Origin of the sequence: Streptomyces alboniger (genome assembly GCF_008704395.1) — a bacterium.
Classification (GTDB): Bacteria; Actinomycetota; Actinomycetes; order Streptomycetales; family Streptomycetaceae; genus Streptomyces; species Streptomyces alboniger.
Map to the genome: position 1 here is coordinate 2,880,392 of NZ_CP023695.1, position 18,772 is coordinate 2,899,163.

Here is an 18,772-nt window from a genome sequence, read left to right on the forward strand (position 1 = left end):
TGACGGAACCAGTTCACTGCCGAGCAGAAACGATCTGCCATCGGTGGTGGGCCACCCCGCGTCCCGCGCCATGGCTGGATAGGGCATCTGGTGGACCTCTATGATCGGCACACTTTCCTGCGCGGGCCCGGCCCCACACCGCCGCCCGCCACCTGCCCGCCGCCCGACGAGACCTGTTCGAGAACAACTGCACTGCGGGAGCAAGCGGTGAACGGAACGTCCCAAGGGCCCACCCCCACGGCGGCCACCACACCCGGCCGAGCCCGTCCTGTCGTCACGGAGCGTCGCGCCCCGGAGCGGGCCGATTACCACGGCGCCTTCGTCCACGCCCCCCTCCCCCTCGCCGTCGTCGACAGCGAGGGTCTTGTCGTCAGCGCCAACCACGCCCTGGACGCGCTCCTCGGCGCCGCCCCGGGGACGCTCGGCGGCCGCGTCGCCGCCGACCTCGTCGACCTGGCCTCCGACGCCCGCGCCTGGCACGCGTACCGCGAGGTGCTCCGCGGCCGGCAGGCCAAGCTGCGCTGCACGCGGCGCCTGAAGCACCCCGACGGGCACTCCCTGTGGGTGCAGGTCACGGTCTCGCCGATGCCGGAGTCCGCGGAGCGGGGCGAGGGCAGGACCGTGCTGCTCGCCGCCGCCGACATCAGCGCGCGCCGCGAGTTGCAGGCCCGGCTGCGCCACGTACAGATGCACGACCCCGTGACCCGGCTGCCCAACCGCAACCTCTTCTTCGAGCGGCTCGCCTCAGCGCTCGAAGCGGGCGCCTACGACGACACGAGCACCGGCCGGATCGGCCTCTGCTATCTGGACCTCGACGGCTTCAAGGCGGTCAACGACACCCTCGGCCACCGGATCGGCGACCGGCTGCTCGCCGCCGTCGCGGAGCGGCTCACGCGCTGCGCCGACCAGGCCGGGTACGGCGCGGTGACGGCGCCGCTGGTGGCGCGCCTCGGGGGCGACGAGTTCGCGCTGCTCGTCGAGGACTCGACGGGGACGGAGCAGTTGACGGACCTCGCCGACGCGGCCCTGAAGGCGTTGCAGGAACCCTTCGACCTGGCCGGCCAGCGGCTCTCCGTCTCCGCCTCCATCGGCGTGGTGGAGCGGCGCGCCGCGGGCACCTCCACGACAGGGCTCATGCAGGCCGCCGACACCACGCTGTACTGGGCGAAGACGGACGGCAAGGCCCGCTGGACGCTCTTCGACCCCGAGCGCAACGCGCACCGCATGACCCGTCAGACGCTCTCCAGCTCGCTGCGGCCCGCCGTGGAGCGCGACGAATTCGTCCTGGAATACCAGCCGTTGGTCGGCCTCGACGACGAGCGGGTGCGGGGCGTAGAGGCGCTGGTGCGCTGGCGGCACCCGCAGTTCGGGCTGCTGACGCCGAATCGGTTCATCGGACTGGCCGAGGAGGACGGGTCGATCGTGCAGCTCGGCCGCTGGGTGCTGCGGACCGCCTGCCGGCAGGCTCGGCGGTGGCAGCTGGCGCATCCGGAGCGGGAGCCGGTGTTCGTCAGCGTGAACGTGGCGGTGCGGCAGGTGTGGGACTCCGACCTGGTGGCGGACGTGGCGGAGATCCTCGCCGAGACCGGCCTCCCGGCGCGGCTGCTCCAGCTGGAGCTGACCGAGTCCGCGGTCATGGGCTCGGCGGGCCGGCCGCTTCAGGCCCTCCAGGCGCTCAGCGACATGGGCGTACGGATCGCCATCGACGACTTCGGGACGGGGTATTCGAACCTGGCGTACCTGAGCCGTCTCCCGGTGTCCGTCCTGAAGCTGGACGGGTCCTTCGTACGGGGCTTCCAGTACGAGGAGGGGGAGGCGCACAGCAACCCCGCCGACGCGGTCATCGTCGAGGCCTTGGTCCGGCTCGCCCACCGGCTGGGGATCACGGTGACGGCGGAGTGCGTGGAGACCGCGGCGCAGGCTGCGCGGCTTCGGCGGATCGGCTGCGATACGGGGCAGGGGTGGCTCTACTCCCGGCCGGTGCCGGCGGATCGTATCTCCGCGCGGCTGCGGAGCGCGCCCTAGGGGGCGCGGGGAACTGCGCACTCAGCCCTCTGCGGGCCGCACGGGTCGGTCAACGGCACCCCGCAGACGCGACCGCCCGCACGTGCGGGTCTCACTGGGTTGCTCGCGCAGTTCCCCGCGCCCCTTACGGGGCGCTCCACACACCGCCCACCTCAAACGTGCCCCGAAGGGGCGCGGGGAACTGCGCGCTCAGCCACATACGGCCCGCACCGGCCGAAGGCCAGAACCCCGCAGACGCGACCGGCGGTGCTTATGCCCCCGGCAAGTGATACGCGTCGGCGATGAGTTCGTACGAGCGCAGGCGGACCTCGCCACTGTGCGCGTTGCCGGTGATCATCAGTTCGTCCGCGCCCGTCCGCTTGGCCAGGTCGTCCAGGCCCGTGCGGACCTGATCGGCGGTGCCGTGGATGACGTTGGAGTTCCAGTTGTCGACGAACTCCCGCTCCATCTCGCTGAAGGCGTACGCCTCCGCCTCCTCCGGCGTGGGGACCAGGCCGGGGCGGCCCGTGCGCAGGCGGACCATGTTCAGGGCCGCGGCCCTGACCTGGCGGCGGGCCTCGTTCTCGTCGTCGGTCGCCAGCGCCGATACGCCGATGAGGGCGTAGGGGGCGTCGAGGGCCGCGGAGGGCTTGAACGACTCACGGTAGAGGTCGAGCGCCGGGATGGTGTTCTGCGCGGAGAAGTGGTGCGCGAAGGCGAACGGCAGGCCGAGCACCCCGGCGAGGCGGGCGCTGAAGCCCGAGGAGCCGAGCAGCCACAGCGGCGGGCGGTGCGGGGACTGGACGCCGCCGGGCGAGGTCGCCTGGATGGGGCCGGGCACGGCGTGGATGCGCCGGTAGGGGTGGCCGTCAGGGAAGTCGTCGTCCAGGAAGCGGGTGAGTTCGGCGAGCTGCTGCGGGAAGTCGTCGGCGCCTTCGTTCAGGCGGTCGGTGCGGCGCAGGGCGGCGGCGGTGGCACCGTCCGTGCCGGGCGCTCGGCCGAGGCCCAGGTCGACGCGGCCCGGGGCCATCGCCTCCAGGGTGCCGAACTGCTCGGCGATGACGAGCGGCGCGTGGTTGGGCAGCATGACGCCGCCCGAGCCGAGCCTGATGCGGCCGGTGTGGGCGGCGAGGTGGGCGAGGATCACGGCAGGAGAGGACGAGGCGACGCCCGGCATGGAGTGGTGCTCGGCCACCCAGTAGCGGTGGTAGCCGCGGGCCTCGGTGAGCTTGGCGATCCCGACGCTGGTCCGCAGCGCGTCGGTGGCGGTGCGCCCGGCGCCGACCGTGACGAGGTCGAGCACGGACAGGGGCACGGGCGCGGTGCCCTGCCGCTCGCCGCGGATGCCGTCGTCGCGGTTGCCGTCGCCGGTCGGGTCCACTGTCACTGGGGGTGCCTCCTGCACTGCGTACGTACGTCACGTGGGTACGCAAGCGCCAACAGGAGGCTCACTCCGTTTATTCCCGCGCTACCGTGCCGCCATGGCTGATCCCCTGAAGACCCTCGTCGACGGAGTCGAGGTCGAGGTGCCCAACACCCTCCCGGACATCCGCGCCGCCCTGCCCGAGGAGCGGCGCGCGGAGTTCGACCGGGCCATCAACGAAGCCGGGGTCGACGAGATCCACGCCGTGATGCGCCACTGGATGCTGGAGGCGGTGCCCGATCCCGACGCCGAGGCCCGGCTCGCCCGGCTGGCCTCCGACGAGGCCGAGAGGCGGGGCACGTCGTGAGCCCTCGCCACCGCAGGAGCCACCGCGTCACCTACGCGCCGCCCGCCGACGACACCCTCGCCAAGATGGGCGACGCCGAGGCGTTCCGCGCCGCCCTCGCCCGCACCATCGGCCGGGACCCGTACGGCCACGGCTCGACGCCCGTGCGGGGCGAGCAGGACCGCAGGGAGGTGACGGTCGAGGGCGCCATCGTCCTGTACTACGTCTCCGCGTCGGTCCAGACGTTAACGGTGGTCAGGCTGATCCTCAGCCCCTGACCTGTACCAGTGGTTCCTTCGTGAACAGGGAGCCCAGCTCAGGGGCGTTCACCCGGCGCTCGGCGAGCCGCAGGGCCTCCCAGACGGTGACCTGGTTGGCCGTCAGGACCGGTTTGCCGAGGGCCGCCTCCAGGTCGCGTACGTACGCCGCCGTGTGCAGGGCCGTGTCGGGCAGGAGCACCGCCCGGGCGTCCGGGTGGTCGCCGTCGCGGGCCAGCGCGAGGACCTCGTCGCGGCCCCAGGTGCCGACCTCCGCTGCCGTGATGACGCCGCTCCCCCGCACCGCCACGACCTCCACGCCCGCCGACTTCAGGAACGCCGAGAAGTGCCCGGCCACATCGTCCGGATACGTCGCCGCGATCGCGACGCGGGCCGCGCCCACCTCCCGTACGGCGTGGGCGAAGGCGAACGAGGTCGACGAGGCGGGCAGGCCCGCCGCCCGGGCGAGATCGCGGACCTGGTCGTGCGCGCCCTCCCAGCCGCGGACGAAGCTGCCGCTGGTGCAGGCCCAGACCACCGCCTCCGCGCCGGAGAGCCGCAGCTCCTCGACGCCGGCGGCGAGCCGCGCGGCCGAGCCCATCTCCAGGAGCGCGTCGACCCGGTGCGCGTCCTCGCCGATGTCCGTGTGGACGACCTGGAGCCGGACATCGCTGCCGAGCATCTGCTCCATGCGGGGGTAGTCGTCCTCGGCCGAGTGCCCCGGGTAGAGAAATCCGAGTGCCGTCACGTCCAGCCTCCTCCTTCTGCGGTTGGTCCCGCCGGTGGTCCTGCCGGTGGTCCTGCGGTGGGCCCTTCGGGCAGGCCCTGGGAGGGCGGCGGGTTCAGCGGGCTCGCGCCCGGCCGCGCCCCCGGGTCGATCAGTGCCTGGTAAGGCCCTACCGCACGCGTACCCAGCCGACGCAGCGCCGACCACATCGTCACCTGGTTCGCCGAGATCACCGGCATGCGCAGTTCCGCTTCCAGTTGCGGGATCACGTCGTACGTGGGGAGGTTCGTACAGCTGATGAAGAGGGCGTCCACCCCGTCCCGGACCGCGCGGCGCGCCATGTCGGCCACGTCCCGGTAGGAGACCTTCCAGATGTGCCGGGTCAGGCCGAGGTAGGCGCGGGCGGTGACCGAGACGCCCGCCTCGGCGAGGTACTCCTCCAGGGCCTGCGTCACCGACCAGGTGTAGGGCGTGACGAGCGCGATGTGCCGGGCGCCCAGCTCGTCCAGGGCCTCCAGGAGCGCGCCCGACGTGGTCACCGAGGCGACCGCGCCCTCGCGGGTCATGGCCTCGCACATCGCCCGCTCCCCCGCGGTGCCGCCGACGAAGCTGCCCGACGTACAGGCGTACGCGAGGACTTCGGGCTCGGCGACGGTCAGCGCGCGAACCGCGTCGGCGAGCGTCTCGTGCTCGCTGACCAGGCGCGCCAGGTCCAGGCTGACCTCGACCGGCACGTACGGGGTGCGGGTCAGATGGAGGGAGACCTCGTCCGGGACCCAGCGCCACAGTTCGCGGTCGAGGGCGAAGTCGAAAGGGGCGACGACACCGACACCTCGTTGTGGGTGCGGTCCGCCGAGGAAGGAGACGTCCATGAGCAGGCCCCGAGTTCATGCGTGGTGAGCAGGGACCGGCCGGGGGCCGGGGACGAGCGATGCCGGCGACGCGCCGGGACGTCGGGACGGGGGAGGAGCACTCGGTTGTCGCAATGCCGGTACGGCTGTGCCTCTGTTGACGAAGGTAGGTTCGGGTGCGAGCGTGGTCAATCCGCACATCTCAGACGGCCGAGCCGTACCTCTTCAGGGAAGCGGAACCTCATTGCGAAACGGTTTCCCCACGATGTCCGAATCGACGCCCGGACCACCTCCTGGAACAACCGTTCTCGTCCTGGACGCCGAGCCCCCGGCGCCACCGCCCCGCCTCGGCGGACTGACCGGCCGCGCCCGGATCCTGCACGCGGACGAGGCGTCGCTGGCCGGCCGGCTGCCGCTCGCGGACGTACTGCTGGTGTGGGACTTCACCTCGGACGCGGTGCGCCGGGTCTGGCCCGGCGGCGGCCCGCGGCCGCGCTGGGTGCACACCGCGAGCGCGGGCGTGGACCATCTGATGTGTCCCGAACTCGCCGCCTCCGACACCGTGGTGACGAACGCGCGCGGCGTCTTCGACCAGCCCATCGCGGAGTACGTCGCCGCGCTCGTCCTGGCCCTGGCCAAGGACCTGCCGCGCACCCTGGAACTCCAGCGCGAGCGCTCCTGGCGCCACCGCGAGACCCGGCGGATCGCGGGCACGCGCGCGTGCGTGGTGGGATCGGGGCCGATCGGCCGGGCCGTCGCGCGCACCCTGAAGGCCCTCGGGATCACCACCGCCCTGGTGGGCCGCGCACAGCGGCCCGGCGTGCACGGCGGCGACGACCTCGACCGGCTGCTGGCCCGCGCCGACTGGGTGGTGTGCGCGGCGCCGCTCACCGACGCCACCCGCGGCATGTTCGACGCGCGGCGCTTCGGCGTCATGCAGCCGTCGGCGCACTTCATCAACATCGGGCGGGGGGCCCTCGTCGTCGAGGACGACCTGGTGGCCGCCCTGTCGAAGCGGTGGATCGCGGGCGCGGCCCTCGATGTCTTCGCGCGGGAGCCGCTGGCCGCCGACAGCCCGCTGTGGACGGCGCCCGGTCTGCTCGTGTCGCCGCACATGAGCGGCGACACGGTCGGCTGGCGCGATGAACTGGGCGCCCAGTTCGTCGAGTTGTACGGGGAGTGGGAGGCCGGCCGGCCGCTGCGGAACGTGGTCGACAAGGAACGCGGATATGTCCCGGGGCCCTGATCACGACGGGCACTGATCACCAGTAGGAGGCCGGATGTCCGAGCTCACGGATCTCACCGCCGTACAACTCGTCGAGGGCTACCGCAAGGGCGAATTCAGTCCGGTCGACGCGGTCCGTGCCGTGCTGCGGCGGGCCGAGGAGGTACAGCCCGCGGTGAACGCGTTCGTGCGGATCGAGCCCGAGACCGCCCTGGAGCAGGCCGAGGCCAGCGCCGCGCGATGGCTGCGGGGCGAGCCGCGGGGCCTGGTGGACGGTGTGCCGGTGTCGGTGAAGGACCTGCTGCTGATGCGCGGCGGCCCGACCCTGCGCGGATCGAGGACCATCCGGCCGCAGGGGGCGTGGGACGAGGACGCCCCGTCGGTGGCGCGGCTGCGGGAGCACGGCGCGGTCTTCACCGGCCGCACGACGACCCCGGAGTTCGGCTGGAAGGCCGTGACGGACAGCCCGCAGAGCGGCATCACCCGCAATCCGTACGACACCTCGCGCACCTCGGGCGGCTCCAGCGGAGGCAGCGCGGTGGCCGTGGCGGCCGGCGCGGGCCCGCTGTCGCTGGGCACGGACGGCGGCGGCTCGGTGCGGATCCCGGCGGCGTTCTGCGGGATCTTCGGGCTGAAGCCGACGTACGGCCGGGTGCCGCTGTATCCCGCGAGCCCGTTCGGGACGCTCGCCCACGTGGGGCCGATGACGCGCGACGCGGCGGACGCGGCGCTGATGATGGACGTCATCACGGGCCCCGACGCCCGGGACTGGTCGCAGCTGGCTCCCGGGGCCGGTGATTTCCGCGCGCGTCTCGGCGAGGGGGTACGCGGGCTGCGCGTCGCCTACTCCCCCTCGCTGGGCGGCCAGGTCGCGGTGCGGCCGGCCGTCGCGGCGGCCGTGCGGCGCGCGGTGGAGTGTCTCGCCGCGCAGGGGGCGTACGTCGAGGAGGCCGACCCCGACTTCCCCGAGCCGGTGGAGGCCTTCCAGACCCTGTGGTTCAGCGGGGCGGCACGCGTCGTGCAGCACATGTCGCACGCCCAGCGGGAGTTGCTCGACCCCGGGCTGCGGGAGGTCTGCGCGCAGGGGGCGCGGTACAGCGCCCTCGACTACCTCGCGGCGGTCGACGTACGCATGGATCTCGGGCGCCGCATGGGCCGCTTCCACCAGACGCACGACCTGCTGGTCACGCCGACGCTGCCGATCACCGCGTTCGAGGCGGGCGCGGAGGTCCCGAAGGGCTCGGGGCACCGGCGGTGGACGGGGTGGGCCCCGTTCACGTATCCCTTCAACCTCACGCAGCAGCCCGCCGCGACGGTCCCCTGCGGGGTGGATGGCGACGGCCTGCCCATCGGGGTGCAGATCGTGGGCGCGCGCCACGCCGACACGGTGGTGCTCCGCGCGGCGCACGCGTTGTACGAGGCCGGGGGCGGGGGCATCACGCCGCCCGGCCGGGTCTGAAGCTAGGCGCGCCGGAAGTTCAGCGTCTCGCCCTGGGCGCCCGCGCGCCACAGGTCGTTGCAGGCCTCGGCCATGCGGTCGAGGCCTTCTACGATCTGGCCCCAGACGATGCCGGGGACCCAGCCGACGTCGCCGTTGAGGAGCAGGTTGTTGCGTTCGTAGAAGAGGGCGAGGTCGACGACGGTGGTGCCCGCCCGCACCTCGGCCTCCGGTTCGTAGCCGTACGCCTGTGTCCCCAATTCCGTACCGGAAAAGGAGAAATAGCAGAGATCCCCCGGAATAGGGGTGACTGTCGGATTCTCCAGGGGCGGCTCGCGGTCCGCGAAAGCCGGGAAAAGGGCGTAGATCTCATTGCGCGCGTATTTCGCGTGATAGACGTCCGAGCCGAGCGGAAGCGCCTCCCACACCGCCGCGCAGGTCACCGGGGCCCGGTCGTCGAGCAGCTTCGCCGTGCACTGAACTCCCCGCTTGGCGAGGGAGACTTCGATGAATCGGTCTGCCATGCGTCCCATGCTCCTCCCTGTGCTCCTCCCCGGGTCAAGACCACAACGATCGCATCAGGGGCTGGAATTCACCGGCATATCTCGCGTCGAGTCGGGTAGCCGCGCGCCCATGGCTCCACCACTTGGGAACAACGAGGGATTCACTGGCAGAGCGGTTCGCCGCCGCGCCCTGCTCACCGGAGCGGGCGGGGCGGCTTTCGGCGCGTTCGGGGTCTCGGCATGCAGCCGGGTCCCGGAGGAGGGGAAGGTCGAGGGGGGCGACCTGCTGGACCGCCTGCGCGACAGCGGCACGGTCAGGATCGGTGTCGCGGGCGAGGTCCCGTTCGGATACATCGACGAGAACGGCGAGGTCACCGGCGAGGCACCGGCCATCGCCAAGGTCATCTTCCCCCGCCTCGGCGTGCCCGAGGTCAAGGCGGTGCCCACGAAGTTCGGCGCGCTGATCCCCGGCCTGACACAGGCACGTCAGTTCGACATCGTGTCGGCGGGCATGTACATCAACCCGACGCGGTGCGAGCAGGTCCTCTTCTCCGACCCCGACTACCTCATGCTCGACTCCTTCATCGTGAGGAAGGGCAACCCGCACGGCATCAAGGGCTACGACGACATCGTCAAGAAGGGCCTGAAGCTGGCGAGCGGCACCGCCTACGCGGAGATCGACTACGCCAAGGCCGCGGGGGTGAAGGACGTGCTCGTCCTGCCCGACCAGGTGGCGGGGCTCGACGCCGTGGCCCAGGGCCGCGTCGACGCCTTCGCCGGCACCAACGTCACCGTACGCACGGTGATCAAGAAGAACCCGCGGGTCGAGGCGACGGAGCCCTTCCAGCCCGAGGTCGACGGCAAACCGGCCTACGGCGCGGGCGGCTTCGCCTTCCGGCTGTCCGAGAAGAACCTGCGGGACGCCTTCAACAAGGAGCTGCACAAGCTCAAGAGGAGCGGCGAACTCCTGCGGATCGTCAAGCCGTTCGGATTCACCGAGGCGGAGATGACGGATCTGACCGTGCGGAAACTGTGCCCTCCTGCGAAGGGCGTCTCCTCATGATGTCGTCGGAGTTCTTCGGGAACTGGTTCCTGCCCGGCATCTGGATCACCGTCCAGGTCACCCTCCTCAGCGCGGCCCTCGCCTTCGTGATCGCCTTCCCGATCGGCGTGCTGCGCACGAACCGGCTCTGGATCGTGCGGTTCCTCGCCGGGGCCTACTTCGAGATCTTCCGCAGCACGTCGTCGCTGGTCTTCATGTTCTGGATCGCGTTCACCGTGCCGCCGGTCTTCAACATCAGCTTCCAGCCGATGTTCGCGGGCGTGCTCGCGCTCGGCATCACCTACGGGGCGTACGCGTCCGAGATCGTGCGCGGCGCGCTCGCCGCGGTGCCGCCCGCGCAGCGCGAGGCGGGCATCGCCCTGAACTTCACCCCGACGCAGCGACTGCGCCGCATCGAGCTGCCGCAGGCCTGGCCTGAGATGATCCCGCCGTTCAACAACCTGCTCATCGAGCTGCTCAAGGGCACGTCGCTGGTCTCCCTCATCGCGGTGGGCGACATGACCTTCGCCGGTGACCTGCTGCGCCTCGTCAAGAACGAGAGCGCCCCGATCTACACGCTGCTGCTCGCCCTGTACTTCGTCTTCGCGTTCGTCCTCACCCGCGGCATGCGGCTCCTGGAGCGGCACGCCAAGAAGCGGGTCGGGCAGGCACCCGCGCAGACGGGTCTGTTCGGCGGGATGCGCGCCAAGTCGTCGATCGACGCCGTCGCGGGTACGGGGGCTGCCAAGTGAACTGGAACTGGTCGCACGTCGACGACTTCATGCCGCTCTTCTGGGACGGTGTGGAACTCACCCTCAAGGCGCTGTTCTTCGGCACCCTCATCGCCTTCTCGCTCGGTCTGGTCTGGGCGATCGCCCAGCGCTCGGAGAAGAAGTGGATCCGCTGGCCGGTCACCGTCTTCACCGAGTTCATCCGGAACACCCCACTCCTGGTGCAGCTGTTCTTCCTGTTCTACGTGGTGCCCGAGTGGGGCCCCTCGATGTCCCCGCTCACCACGGGCATCGTCGGGCTCGGGCTGCACTACTCGACGTACACCTCGGAGGTCTACCGGGCCGGCATCGACGGCGTACCCGCCGGCCAGTGGGAGGCGGCGACCGCGCTCAGCCTCTCCAAGCGCCGCACCTGGACGGCCGTGATCCTGCCGCAGGCGGTGCGCCGGGTGATCCCCGCGCTCGGCAACTACGTGATCGTCATGCTCAAGGAGTCGCCGCAGATGGCCGCTATCGGCGCCCTCGACATGCTGGGCCAGGCCCAGGGCTACAGCCAGGCGACCTTCACCTACGAGGCGATCAGCGTGGTCGGTGTCGCCTTCATCGTCATCGCCTACCCGGCCTCCCTTCTTCTGCGAGTTTTGGAGCGTCGCCTTGTCCGCTGACAGCAGCACTTCCCAGGAAATCCCCAACCCGGCCGTGGACGGCAGCGAGCTGATCCGCTTCGACAAGGTCGTCAAGCGCTACGGCTCGAACACCGTCCTGGACGAGCTGGACTTCTCCGTCGCCTCCGGTAAGCACGTGACGCTGATCGGCCCCTCCGGATCCGGGAAGACCACGATCCTGCGGCTCCTCATGACGCTGGTGAGGCCCGACGAGGGCACCATCAAGGTGGGCGCCGACTACCTCACGCACGAGGAGAGGAACGGCAAGCTCGTCCCGGCCGGCGAGAAGCACGTACGCGAGGTCCGCAAGAACATCGGGATGGTCTTCCAGCAGTTCAACCTCTTCCCGAACATGAAGGTGCTCAGGAACATCACCGAGGCGCCCGTCAGCGTCCTCGGCCTGTCCAGGGACGAGGCGGAGCAGCGCGGCCGCGAGCTGCTCGACCTGGTCGGCCTCGGCGACCGCTGCGACGCGTACCCCTCGCAGCTCTCGGGCGGCCAGCAGCAGCGGGTCGCCATCGCGCGCGCCCTGGCGATGCGGCCGCAGGTCCTGCTGCTCGACGAGGTGACGTCCGCGCTCGACCCGGAGCTGGTGGCGGGCGTCCTGGACGTGCTCCGCGACATCGCGCACACCACGGACATCACGATGCTCTGCGTGACCCACGAGATGAACTTCGCCCGGGACATCTCGGACCAGGTGCTCATGTTCGATTCGGGCCGGGTCATCGAGTCCGGCTCCCCGGAGAAGATCTTCACCGAGCCCGAGCACGAACGGACCCGTGAGTTCCTCAGCGCGGTGCTGTGACGCTGGCATATGCCAAGGTGGCGCGTTCCTGCTGACAGGGCCGGAGCGCGCCACCAATGTGGTCAACATCCTCTCCCTATGCACCACTTGACGGCTATCGTGGGGCGAGCCCGACTGTCCGGAACCGTTCCACGCAGGGGGAAGCCGTGGCGTTGAAGCACAAGGCGACCGCGCCGCACGACTCCGTCCAGAGCGCCCTGCGGGTGCTCGAAATCGTCACCCGGCACGGCTCGGGCGTCACCACCGCCGGACTCGCCCGCGAGGCCCGTCTGCCCGCGACCCGCCTCGCACCCCTGCTCCGCACGCTGCGCCGCGAGGGGTACGTCGAGCAGACCGCCGACGGGACGTACACCGCGGGGGAGTCCCTGAGCCGCCTCGGCTCGGCCCACCGCCGCGACGAGGCGCTGCGCGAGAAGCTCCAGCGCACCCTGGACGGTCTGCGCGACTCCATCGGCGCCGCGGTCTACATCAGCCGCTACGTGGACGGCGAGGTCCGCGTCACCGACTTCGCCGCCGGGCCCCGCACCCCCGCGGTCAACGAATGGGTGGACTTCCGCTCCTCCGCCCACGCCAGCGCCATCGGCAAGAGCCTGCTCACCCAGCTCGACGTGAACGGCCGCCGCGACCACCTCTCCCGCCACAAGATGGCCCGCCTCACCTCGCGCACGATCACCAACGAACGCGTCCTGCTCAACCGCCTCGCGGCCCAGCCCGCCACGGTCCCGGTCCTCGACCTCCAGGAGTACGCGGTCGGCACGGTCTGCGCGGCCGTCCCGATCACCGCCGGTTCCTCGGTCGGGTGCCTCGCGCTGTCCCTGCCGGTGGAGCACGCGCACCGGCTGCGGGAGGCGGCGGACACGTTGAATCGCGGGGCGGGACGGGTCTTGCTGTCCCTCGCGATCTAGTCCGGTTCGAAGCACCCTTCGGGACCAGGTATTATTTACGAGTCAGCAGGCGCCGCTAGCTCAGTTGGTTAGAGCAGCTGACTCTTAATCAGCGGGTCCGGGGTTCGAGTCCCTGGCGGCGCACTTGCGAATGCCGAAAGGGCGTTCCCGGTCTTCCGGGGACGCCCTTTCGCGTAGCACCGCACCTTGGCGTGCGTATCACCGCACCTTGGCGTGCGGAAAACGCGGGCTGGGCCGCCGACCTCGTCGACACCCTCGGCGGCCCCGGCGCCGGGCTCGCCATCGCCCTGGAGAACCTCTTCCCGCCCCTGCCCAGCGAGGTGATCCTGCCGCTGACCGGCTTCGCCGCCGGGCAGGGCGTGATCAGCCTGTTCTCCGCGCTGTTCTGGACCACGCTCGGCTCGGTGGTGGGCGCGGCCGCCCTCTACCGGATCGGCGTCCTCTTCGGGCGCGAGCGCGTGCACGCCCTGTGGGGCAAGCTGCCGCTGGTCAAGGCGTCCGACCTGGAGCGCACCGAGGCGTGGTTCGCCAAGCACGGCACGAAGGCCGTCCTCCTCGGCCGGATGGTGCCGATCTTCCGGAGCCTGATCTCCGTACCCGCCGGTGTGGAGCGGATGCGGCTGCCGGTCTTCCTCGCCCTGACCACGCTCGGCAGCCTGATCTGGAACTCCGTGCTCGTCCTGGCCGGCTACTGGCTGGGCGACCAGTGGGACGCGGTCGAGACATACGTGGGGCTCCTCTCCAAGGCCGTCCTGGTGCTCGTCGTCGTGGCCGTCGCCGCGTACGTGGTGGTGCGGGTGAGGTCGCGCAACCGGCCCGAGGCCGACGCCGGGGCCCGCCACCGCCGCGCCGGATAGGGGTCGGCTAGTGTCGGACGGCGTGAAGGAACCCGTGGCCGCCCCGTTCCTGCTGAGGGTCCTCGGCGTCCTCATCGGCTGCCTCACCGCCCTGCTCGGACTCGTCTACTTCCTCGTCGCCGGGGCCGCCCTCGGCGCCTTCCTGCTCTCGCCGTCCACCCGGGGCCGCGCCCACGCGCTGCTCGCCTCGGGCGCGCGCAGGCTCACCGGTCTGGAGCGGCGGCGCCGGTCCGTCTTCTTCCACGACACGTTCCCCGAGCACCACGCCTCCGACCAGCAGATCCTGCGCTACCTCGCGGCCCGTACGTACTCCGGGCTGCTCTGCGGTGTCGTGGTCGGCCTCGTCGACTTCGGCGCGGTCCTCGCGGGGATCTTCGCGGTCTCGCTCGCCACCCACTCCTCGATGACCTGGGTGGACGTCGTCAGCCAGGTCGTCCTCGGCGGCACCCTGCTCTTCCTCGCCGTGCAGGGGCTGCGCGCGCTCACCGACCAGGACGCCCGGCTCGCCCGCGAGTGCTTCGGCCCCTCCGAGCGGGAACTGATGCAGCGGCGCATCGACGAACTGGCCACCAGCCGCGCCGCCGTCGTCCGCGCCGTCGACGACGAGCGGCGCCGCGTCGAGCGCGACCTGCACGACGGCGTCCAGCAACGGCTCGTCGCCCTCGCCATGCTGCTCGGCCGGGCCCGCCGCGGCCGCACTCCGGAACGGGCCGACGCACTCCTGGAGCAGGCCCACAAGGAAGCCCGGGAAGTCCTCACCGAACTGCGCGAAGTGGCCTGGCGGATCTACCCAAGCGCCCTCGACCACCTCGGCCTGCGCGAGGCGCTGGGCGGCGTGTCGGAGCGGTGCGCCCTTCCCGTACGCATGGAGTACGACGTACCGGATCCGCTGCCGTCCACCGTCGAGACCGCCGCCTACTTCGTCGTGTCGGAGGCCGTGACCAACGCCGCCAAGCACTCCTCGGCCGAGGAGGTCTCCGTACGCGTCACTGCGAGCGGGGCCCGCCTGACCGTGCTCGTCCGGGACAGCGGAACCGGCGGCGCCGATCCCGCCGGCAGCGGCCTGACCGGCCTGCGCAGCCGGGTCGCCGCGCTCGACGGCACACTGCACGTCGACAGCCCCCTCGGGGGACCCACCACCATCACCGCGGAGCTGCCGTGCGCGTAATCCTCGCCGAGGACTCGACCCTGCTGCGGGAGGGCCTGGTCCGGCTGCTCGCCGAGGAGGGCCACGAGGTCCTCGCCGCCGTGGGCGACGCCGAAGCGCTGCTCGCGGAGGTCGAGGCGAGGGCGCCGGACGTCGTCGTCACCGACATCCGCATGCCGCCGGACCACACCGACGGGGGCCTGCGCGCCGCGGTGCGGATCCGCGAGCGGCGCCCCGAGATCGGCGTACTCGTCCTCTCCCAGTACGTGGAGCGCAACTACGCGACGCAGCTGCTCACTTCGAGCGCCGAACGGGTCGGCTACCTCCTCAAGGACCGGGTCGCGCAGGTCGAGGAGTTCCTGGAGGCGCTGGAGCGGGTGCATGCGGGCGGTGCCGCCATCGACCCCGAGGTCGTACGGCAGTTGCTGATCCGCACCACGCACAGCGACCCGCTGACCCGCCTCACCCCACGCGAGCGGACCGTCCTAGAGGCACTCGCGGAGGGCCACACCAACGCGGCGATCGGGCAGAAGCTGCACATCTCGCTGAGCGCGGTGGAGAAGAACCTCAACGCGATCTTCGACAAGCTGGGTCTGTCCCGGACCGAGGGGTACAGCAGGCGAGTGCTGGCGGTTCTGCGGTACTTGGAGTCCTGAGGGGGTACTTGGAGTCCTGAGGGGCCGGGTGGCGCGAGCGGCTACGACAATACGACCCCGTCCATGACCAGCGCCGCCGCGAGCCCCGCGGCCAGGAGCCAGGTGCCGAGCCTGGTCCGGCCGCGGCGGCTCAGCTCGATCACACCGCCGCACAGGATGAGCAGCAGCCCGTACACCCCGACGACCAGCACGGACGACCGGCTCGCCAGACGCAGCGCGAGGACCACGGCCGCCGCGGCCATCAGCAACGAGGCCGCCGCGATGCGGGCGCGGCGGGCGCGGGCGGCAGGGGTGGGGCCGGGGGGCGGGGTGTCGCTGCCCGGGGTGTCGGGCTGGTCGGGCGTGCTCATGGTTGTGGATCGTAATCGCTCACGCGAGCGGGGGGGCGGAGACTTGTGTGCGTTCACCACGGATCCCTCACCCCCGCAGATAGGCGAGGACCGCGAGCACCCTGCGGTGGGTTCCGGCCGCCGGAGGGAGGTTCAGCTTCCCGAGGACGTTCCCGATGTGCTTTCCCACGGCCGCTTCCGAGATGACCAGTTCGTCGGCGATCGCCGCGTTCGACCTGCCCTCGGCGACCAGCGCGAGCACCTCGCGCTCGCGCGGCGTCAGCAGCCCCAGCGGATCGCGTCGCCGCCGCAGCAACTGCCGTACGACTTCCGGATCGACGACCGTCCCTCCCTCCGCGACCCGCACGAGCCCCTCGACGAACTGCTCGACCTGTCCCACGCGGTCCTTGAGCAGATAGCCGACGCCGGTGCCGTCGCCGGTGTCCAGCAGCTCGGCGGCGTACGACCGTTGCACGTACTGGCTCAGTACGAGCACCGGCAGCGTCGGCCGCTCCGCCCTGAGCGCGACCGCCGCCCGCAGCCCCTCGTCCTGGAAACCGGGCGGCATCCGCACATCGGTGACGACGATGTCCGGTTCGTACGCCGACACGGCGTCCCGCAGCGCGTCCGCGTCGCCGACCGCGGCGACCGTCTCGTGCCCGAAGCGGCCGAGGACGCCGATCAGACCCTCGCGCAGCAGCACGCTGTCCTCGGCGAGGACAACTCTCAGGCTTCGCGGGCGGACTGGGCTTGGGGTTCGCACGGGATCTCCACGGACAGGGTGGTCGGGCCGCCCTGGGGGCTGGTGACCGTCAGTGTGCCATCGAGGACGGCGAGGCGGTCGGCGAGGCCGGTGAGCCCCGTACCGCGGTCGGGGTCGGCGCCGCCGCGGCCGTCGTCGCACACGTCGACGCGGAGGGCGCCGTCCGTGTGGGCGGCGGTGATGCGGACCCGGGTCGCGCCGCTGTGCTTGCCGACGTTGGCGAGTGCCTCGCGGACGGCGAAGTACCCGGCGGACTCCACGGTTTCGGGCAGGCGCGGCAGTCGGACGCCGGCCGTCTCCACGGGTACGGGGCAGCGGTCCGCCACGTCCTCGATGGCCGCGGCCAGGCCGTAGTCGGCGAGAACCTGCGGGTGGATGCCGTGGATCAGCTCGCGCAGCTCGGCGAGGACGCGGCCCGCCTCGTCGTGGGCGGTGGCCAGCCTGTCGGCGAGGGCACTGCCGGGGGCGGCGTCGAGCCGGGCGAGACCCAGGCTCATCGTGAGCGCGACCAGCCGTTGCTGCGCGCCGTCGTGCAAGTCGCGTTCGATGCGGCGCCGCTCGGCCTCGAAGGCGTCGACGAGGCGGGCCCTGGAGCGGGTGACCTCGGCGAGGCCCGCGGCGAGTTCGGAGTCGCGCGGGGAGAGCAGGAGGCGGGCGAACACGGCGCGGGCGGCGGCGTAGGCGCCGAGGGGGTGGGCCAGTACGAGAAGCAGTGCCAGGCCGAGGAGCGCGGTGGCGCCGGCCGCCGGGTAGGCGTCGACGAGCCACAGCTTGGCGGGGCGGATGCCGTTGCCGGGACCGCCGACGGCGGCGAGGTGGGCGGGGGCGGCGACGAGGAGGGCGGGGAAGGCGACGGTGCAGGCCAGGACGGTGAGGTCCAGGAGCCACAGGACGAGGGCGAACAGGACGGTGTAGGCGAGTTCGCGCCAGGTGGCCTGCTCTTTCAGGCGGAGCCGGAACCAGGCCGGGATGCCGGGGGCTTTGGGGGTGCGGTGGGGAGAGGGGGCGGGGGCGGGGTCGACGAGCAGCAGGCGGCGGCGTTCGAGGGCGGCGACGGGGATGCCGGTGAGGGGAAGGGCGGCGAGGAGGGGGAGCCCGACGAGTACGAGGGTGAGCGCGGCGCCCACGGCGGTCAGGGCGAGGCCCACCACCAAGGTGAGGGCGCCGAGGAGGGCCCCGCCCAGCAGGTACGCGCCGCTGCGCCACGGCGCGGTGCTTGTCAGATACCGCCGCCGCGCCAGCTCGGTCCATACGCTGTGCTGGGGCATGGCTTCTACGGTAGGCGGGGGTGCCCCGCGTACGCCGCGAGATCGTGCACGGCGTACGCGGGTCCTGCCCGCGAGGTGGGGGGAAGTTCCTGGGAGAGCACTCAGAACTTGACGTCCGAGCAGGCGTAGAACGCGTTCGCCGTGTCCGCGATCGTCCAGACCGCGACGATCACGTGGTGCCCGCTGCGGCCGCCGGGGATGGTGCCGCTGTGCGAGAGGGTCGCGGGTGGCTGCTGACTGTTGTACGGAACGCTGAGGAACGGCGTGGTGTCCAGGGCGGCCCTGGTCACCGGCTTGCTGTCGTCCCAACCCTGCTTGGTGATGTAGTACTTGAAGTCCGTGGTGCGGTGGCGCGCGGTGAACTGCCAGCGGAACGTGTAGTTCTGGCCGCCGCTCACCGAAGTCGTGGGCCAGGCCCCGCCCCCTGGTGTCCGGGGCGAGTTGAGCTGGTTGAAGCCGGCTATGCCCGCCGAACAGATCTTGCCGTCCGCGGGGCCGCCCGCCGGGAAGCCCTTGGGGCCCTCGACGCTCTGCGGTTCGTACTGTATGGAACCGCAGTTGGTCACCACGCCCTTGGCGCAGTTGATCTGACGACTGGCCGGCAGATCCGTGTATCCGTGGCTGCTGGCGCCACCGGCGGAGAGCGCGAACGCGCCGACCGTGGTGAGGCCGACCATGGCCGCGTACATCTTCTTGTTTCGCATGTGCCGCTCCTGACCGAACGTGGGGGTTCCGTGGGACGTGCGCGCACTGCGGTCTAGACCAAGTCTCAGATTATTGGCGTTAGTTGAACATGTCCATACCAAGCGGGGAGGGGATCGCCCCGCCTCGTCCGGTGGTCTTTCGCGGGTGTTCACCGTGGGGCGCGACCGCCCTGCCGGGGCCCCCGG

At 71.7% G+C, this 18,772-nt stretch carries 21 protein-coding genes and 1 tRNA gene; 14 read left to right on the forward strand and 8 right to left on the reverse strand.

Annotated elements, in window-relative coordinates; all coding sequences use genetic code 11:
* Window positions 1-207: 207 nt before the first annotated feature.
* Window positions 208-2,025, forward strand: a complete 1,818-nt coding sequence (locus tag CP975_RS12605) for a putative bifunctional diguanylate cyclase/phosphodiesterase (RefSeq protein ID WP_055536130.1) — start codon at window positions 208-210, stop codon at window positions 2,023-2,025.
* A 250-nt stretch (window positions 2,026-2,275) separates the two neighbouring features.
* Here the strand turns inward: CP975_RS12605 and CP975_RS12610 are convergent, their stop codons facing one another.
* On the reverse strand, window positions 2,276-3,391 hold the full coding sequence (locus tag CP975_RS12610; protein WP_246201484.1) for an LLM class flavin-dependent oxidoreductase: 1,116 nt from the start codon (window positions 3,389-3,391) through the stop codon (window positions 2,276-2,278).
* Window positions 3,392-3,485: 94 nt separating this feature from the next.
* On the opposite strand from CP975_RS12610, the gene CP975_RS12615 reads away from it, so the two are divergent.
* Both CP975_RS12615 and CP975_RS12620 read left to right on the forward strand, forming a co-directional pair.
* Window positions 3,486-3,734 carry a hypothetical protein gene (locus CP975_RS12615; RefSeq protein WP_055528039.1) on the forward strand — a complete coding sequence of 83 codons (249 nt, stop codon included), beginning with the start codon at window positions 3,486-3,488 and terminating at the stop codon, window positions 3,732-3,734.
* A 65-nt stretch (window positions 3,735-3,799) separates the two neighbouring features.
* Window positions 3,800-3,991, forward strand: coding sequence for a hypothetical protein (locus CP975_RS12620; RefSeq protein WP_055528055.1), 192 nt, complete (start codon window positions 3,800-3,802; stop codon window positions 3,989-3,991).
* Here the strand turns inward: CP975_RS12620 and CP975_RS12625 are convergent.
* Both CP975_RS12625 and CP975_RS12630 read right to left on the reverse strand, forming a co-directional pair.
* Window positions 3,981-4,718, reverse strand: coding sequence for a maleate cis-trans isomerase family protein (locus CP975_RS12625; RefSeq protein ID WP_055528041.1), 738 nt, complete (start codon window positions 4,716-4,718; stop codon window positions 3,981-3,983). The genes CP975_RS12620 and CP975_RS12625 overlap by 11 nt on opposite strands.
* A complete protein-coding gene (locus tag CP975_RS12630; protein ID WP_055528043.1) occupies window positions 4,715-5,569 on the reverse strand; it encodes a maleate cis-trans isomerase family protein in 855 nt (284 codons plus the stop codon). The genes CP975_RS12625 and CP975_RS12630 overlap by 4 nt, the downstream gene beginning before the upstream one ends.
* A 244-nt stretch (window positions 5,570-5,813) precedes the next feature.
* Here CP975_RS12630 and CP975_RS12635 point away from each other — a divergent pair, with 244 nt between their 5' ends.
* A complete protein-coding gene (locus CP975_RS12635; protein ID WP_055528044.1) occupies window positions 5,814-6,794 on the forward strand; it encodes a D-2-hydroxyacid dehydrogenase in 981 nt (326 codons plus the stop codon).
* 34 nt (window positions 6,795-6,828) lie between these two features.
* Window positions 6,829-8,232, forward strand: coding sequence for an amidase (locus tag CP975_RS12640; protein ID WP_055528046.1), 1,404 nt, complete (start codon window positions 6,829-6,831; stop codon window positions 8,230-8,232).
* A gap of 2 nt (window positions 8,233-8,234) precedes the next feature.
* On the opposite strand, the gene CP975_RS12645 is transcribed toward CP975_RS12640, so the two are convergent.
* Entirely contained in the window at window positions 8,235-8,735 is a 501-nt protein-coding gene (locus CP975_RS12645; RefSeq protein ID WP_030792048.1) for a DUF3830 family protein, read from the reverse strand.
* A gap of 109 nt (window positions 8,736-8,844) precedes the next feature.
* On the opposite strand from CP975_RS12645, the gene ehuB reads away from it, so the two are divergent.
* The 9 genes from ehuB to CP975_RS12690 all read left to right on the forward strand — a co-directional run bounded on the left by ehuB (window position 8,845) and on the right by CP975_RS12690 (window position 15,522).
* On the forward strand, window positions 8,845-9,777 hold the full coding sequence (ehuB, locus tag CP975_RS12650) for an ectoine/hydroxyectoine ABC transporter substrate-binding protein EhuB (protein ID WP_055528047.1): 933 nt from the start codon (window positions 8,845-8,847) through the stop codon (window positions 9,775-9,777).
* Window positions 9,777-10,508, forward strand: a complete 732-nt coding sequence (gene ehuC / locus CP975_RS12655) for an ectoine/hydroxyectoine ABC transporter permease subunit EhuC (RefSeq protein WP_199782890.1) — start codon at window positions 9,777-9,779, stop codon at window positions 10,506-10,508. The genes ehuB and ehuC overlap by 1 nt, the downstream gene beginning before the upstream one ends.
* A complete protein-coding gene (gene ehuD / locus CP975_RS12660; RefSeq protein ID WP_055528049.1) occupies window positions 10,505-11,152 on the forward strand; it encodes an ectoine/hydroxyectoine ABC transporter permease subunit EhuD in 648 nt (215 codons plus the stop codon). Before ehuC ends, ehuD begins: the two co-directional genes overlap by 4 nt.
* Window positions 11,153-11,186: 34 nt before the next feature.
* Complete coding sequence (gene ehuA, locus CP975_RS12665) at window positions 11,187-11,957, forward strand: ectoine/hydroxyectoine ABC transporter ATP-binding protein EhuA (protein WP_425474315.1); 771 nt, start codon at window positions 11,187-11,189, stop codon at window positions 11,955-11,957.
* Between the two features lie 146 nt (window positions 11,958-12,103).
* Window positions 12,104-12,862 (forward strand): IclR family transcriptional regulator, encoded by a 759-nt coding sequence (locus CP975_RS12670; protein WP_055528052.1) that lies wholly within the window; start codon window positions 12,104-12,106, stop codon window positions 12,860-12,862.
* A gap of 49 nt (window positions 12,863-12,911) precedes the next feature.
* Window positions 12,912-12,985: transfer RNA gene (locus CP975_RS12675), tRNA-Lys, on the forward strand.
* 68 nt (window positions 12,986-13,053) lie between these two features.
* A complete protein-coding gene (locus CP975_RS12680; RefSeq protein WP_055528053.1) occupies window positions 13,054-13,719 on the forward strand; it encodes a DedA family protein in 666 nt (221 codons plus the stop codon).
* Between the two features lie 22 nt (window positions 13,720-13,741).
* Window positions 13,742-14,887, forward strand: a complete 1,146-nt coding sequence (locus CP975_RS12685) for a sensor histidine kinase (RefSeq protein ID WP_246201486.1) — start codon at window positions 13,742-13,744, stop codon at window positions 14,885-14,887.
* Window positions 14,878-15,522, forward strand: coding sequence for a response regulator transcription factor (locus CP975_RS12690; RefSeq protein ID WP_055528054.1), 645 nt, complete (start codon window positions 14,878-14,880; stop codon window positions 15,520-15,522). The genes CP975_RS12685 and CP975_RS12690 overlap by 10 nt, the downstream gene beginning before the upstream one ends.
* A gap of 41 nt (window positions 15,523-15,563) precedes the next feature.
* Here the strand turns inward: CP975_RS12690 and CP975_RS12695 are convergent, their stop codons facing one another.
* The 4 genes from CP975_RS12695 to CP975_RS12710 all read right to left on the reverse strand — a co-directional run bounded on the left by CP975_RS12695 (window position 15,564) and on the right by CP975_RS12710 (window position 18,586).
* Window positions 15,564-15,872: a hypothetical protein gene (locus CP975_RS12695; protein ID WP_150476876.1), complete on the reverse strand. Its 309-nt coding sequence runs from the start codon at window positions 15,870-15,872 to the stop codon at window positions 15,564-15,566.
* 67 nt (window positions 15,873-15,939) lie between these two features.
* Window positions 15,940-16,614 carry a LuxR C-terminal-related transcriptional regulator gene (locus CP975_RS12700; RefSeq protein WP_055536500.1) on the reverse strand — a complete coding sequence of 225 codons (675 nt, stop codon included), beginning with the start codon at window positions 16,612-16,614 and terminating at the stop codon, window positions 15,940-15,942.
* The gene (locus tag CP975_RS12705) at window positions 16,578-17,882 is read right to left on the reverse strand and encodes a sensor histidine kinase (RefSeq protein ID WP_150476877.1); all 1,305 of its coding nucleotides are present in this window, start codon (window positions 17,880-17,882) and stop codon (window positions 16,578-16,580) included. Before CP975_RS12705 ends, CP975_RS12700 begins: the two co-directional genes overlap by 37 nt.
* 101 nt (window positions 17,883-17,983) lie before the next feature.
* Window positions 17,984-18,586 (reverse strand): lytic polysaccharide monooxygenase auxiliary activity family 9 protein, encoded by a 603-nt coding sequence (locus CP975_RS12710; RefSeq protein ID WP_055536408.1) that lies wholly within the window; start codon window positions 18,584-18,586, stop codon window positions 17,984-17,986.
* Between the last annotated feature and the right edge of the window lie 186 nt (window positions 18,587-18,772).